At 62.3% G+C, this 2,627-nt stretch carries 3 protein-coding genes; 2 read left to right on the plus strand and 1 reads right to left on the minus strand.

All coding sequences use genetic code 11. The features are described 5' to 3' along the window. Nucleotides 1-1,750: oleate hydratase (locus ACLP25_RS06785; protein WP_442468456.1), on the plus strand; the 1,750-nt coding region annotated here is incomplete at its 5' end. A gap of 232 nt (nucleotides 1,751-1,982) precedes the next feature. On the opposite strand, the gene ACLP25_RS06790 is transcribed toward ACLP25_RS06785, so the two are convergent. Then, nucleotides 1,983-2,120 (minus strand): hypothetical protein, encoded by a 138-nt coding sequence (locus ACLP25_RS06790; RefSeq protein WP_442468457.1) that lies wholly within the window; start codon nucleotides 2,118-2,120, stop codon nucleotides 1,983-1,985. Nucleotides 2,121-2,140: 20 nt separating this feature from the next. Here ACLP25_RS06790 and ACLP25_RS06795 point away from each other — a divergent pair, with 20 nt between their 5' ends. Next, nucleotides 2,141-2,605 (plus strand): hypothetical protein, encoded by a 465-nt coding sequence (locus ACLP25_RS06795; protein ID WP_442468458.1) that lies wholly within the window; start codon nucleotides 2,141-2,143, stop codon nucleotides 2,603-2,605. Nucleotides 2,606-2,627 lie beyond the last annotated feature (22 nt).

Raw genomic sequence — 2,627 nt, forward strand, 5'->3', positions numbered from 1 at the left:
GCCGGAGATTGTCGCCCAGGGCTTTGGCCGGTACATCCTCGATTCCGTCGATGTCGCCGGCGGTTCGCTCGACGGGGCGGGCGACGCCGAGACCGGGTACATCATGCGCGGCGGGCGCGAGATGTGCTTCACCTATGAGAACTTCTGGGACGTCTTCCAGGATGTGCCTGCCCTGGAGCTGCCGGAGGGATACAGCGTCCTCGACGAGTACCGGCTCCTCAACGACAACGACCCGACCTATTCCAAGGCCCGCCTGATGCACCGGCAGGGTCAGATCAAGGATTTTTCGACCTTCGGCCTGAGCCGATCGCAGCAATGGGAGCTGACCCGCCTGCTTTTCAAGCGCAAGGAAGAGCTCGACGACACGACGGTCGAGCAATATTTCTCAAAGGGCCTGCTTGAGAGCAATTTCTGGGTCTTTTGGCGGACCATGTTTGCCTTCCAGAACTGGCACAGCCTTCTGGAAATGAAGCTCTACATGCACCGCTTCCTCGACCTGATCGACGGCTTGCAGGACATGTCGTCGCTGGTGTTCCCGAAATATGACCAGTACGACAGCTTTGTCCGGCCGCTGATCGCTTGGCTCAGCGAAAAGGGCGTCCAGACTCAATTCAGCACGCGCGTCCATGATCTTGCCGTGGAGATCGAGGGCGAGCGAAAGACCGTAACGAAGATTCTCTGCATGCGCGACGGCAGGAGCGAGACGATCCCGGTCGGGCCCGAGGACATCGTCATCGCGCTCACCGGCTCCATGACCGAAGGGACAGCCTACGGCGATCTCGACACCGTACCGACGCTCGCCGTGGATCGCCGCAATCCCGGTCCGGAGAGCGGCTGGACGCTGTGGCGCAACCTCGCCGCGAAATCCCCGGCCTTCGGCAAGCCAGAGAAATTCTACGGCGATGTCGACCGTTCGATCTGGGAATCGGCCACGCTCACCTGCAAGCCGTCGCCACTCGTCGATAAGCTGAAAGAGCTGGCGGTCAATGATCCCTATTCGGGCAAGGCCGTGACAGGCGGCATCATCACCTTCACCGATTCGAGCTGGCTGCTCAGCTTCACCTGCAACCGTCAGCCGCATTTCCCGAACCAGCCGAAGGACGTCCTGGTCCTATGGGCCTACGCCCTCTTCATGGATCGGAACGGCGATTTCGTGAAGAAGTCGATGCCGGCCTGCACCGGCCGGGAAATCCTGGCGGAGCTGTGCTTCCACCTCGGCATCGCCGACAAGTTGGACGAGGTCGCAGCCAACACGAAAGTTCGCACCGCGCTGATGCCCTATATTACTGCGCAGTTCATGCCGCGCGCGGCCGGCGACCGGCCGCGGATCGTCCCCGAGGGCTGCGCCAATCTCGCGCTCGTCGGCCAGTTCGTCGAGACGAGCAACGATGTCGTCTTCACCGTCGAGAGCTCGGTGCGGAGCGGGCGCGTAGCAGCCTATCGCCTGCTCGGCCTTCCCAAGCAGGTTCCCGACATCAGCCCGACCCAATACGATATCCGGACCCTCATGAAGGCGGCCAGAACCCTCAACAACGACGAGCCGTTCCTCGGCGAGCGCCTGTTGCACCGCCTCCTCGACCATACCTATTTCGCGCACATCCTGCCGCCGCTGCCGGACGGCGGGACCTCGCGCCTCATGGAACTGGAAGAGGAGCTGCGCGTGCTTGTTGGGAAAGGCGGCGAGGCGCTGAAGGAGGCTTCGACTTGGCTCGCGCAGGCGTTGCACGGGCTGGGAAAGAAAGATCCCTGAGCGCCGCGGCTTAGGCGACGCGCTTCCACAGGCCTCCGGCAACGTTTTCGAGCGCCGTGAAGGCAGATATCAGCATGTGATACTTGAAGCGACTGCCGGAAGTCATGTGAACGCCAGCGTTCGAATCGCGTCTCAGCTTCGTCCGCGACGATCGCGGAACGGCGGCGGTCGAATTCGCCGCCGTGACGATGGTCCTCGTTGTGATCCTTGGCAACGCGGTCGATTTCGGCATCTACGAATACCGAAGCATGCAGGTCCAGGAAGCGGCCCAGGTTGGCGCGCAGACCGCATGGGCCGTCTGCAACGCTCCGGCGATGCTTCCGGCGACCCAGAACTGTTCCGGTCTGAGCGCCGCGCTCTCGACGGCCATTCAAAGCACCTCGCTGAGCAGTGGCGCAGCGCTGGCGTCGGTTGCTGACCCTTACAGAAGTCTATGGCAAGCTGGGTCGGGCCGAGGAGGGGCTGGACCGGCTGGCTGAAGCATTCGCGGTCATGGAGTCGACTCACGAGCGCTGGGCCGAGTCGGAGGCGCATCGCATACGAGGAACACTTCTTGCTGTTTTGGGCGATCAGGCCGGCGCCGAGAAGAGTTACCGGCAGGCTTTGGTGATCGCGGAGCGTCAGAAAGCCATCTTCTGGAGTCTCCGGGCCGCGCTCGATCTCGGGCTTTGGCGAGGTAAGGCCGGGGACGCGCGTTCGTTGTTGTCACCGATATACGAATCCTTCAAAGAGGGTCTCGACACGCCATTTCTCGTCGACGCGAAATCGGTGCTCGCGGAGCTATACCCCGAGTCATCGAGGATCCGCGAAAGTTGTTGCGTGGCGGGGGATTTTGGATTCGTCTTCAGGGGATGATTCGGGGCGGCTTTCTGTCGGC

It is taken from the genome of Roseiarcus sp. (assembly GCF_052145395.1).
In the GTDB taxonomy this organism is placed as follows: Bacteria; Pseudomonadota; Alphaproteobacteria; order Rhizobiales; family Beijerinckiaceae; genus Roseiarcus.

Excerpts from the sequence above, each read along its gene's own strand:
- ACLP25_RS06790 (WP_442468457.1), bottom strand. The coding sequence starts at position 2,120 with ATGGCCGTCGAGAGCGCGGCGCTCAGACCGGAACAGTTCTGGGTCGCC.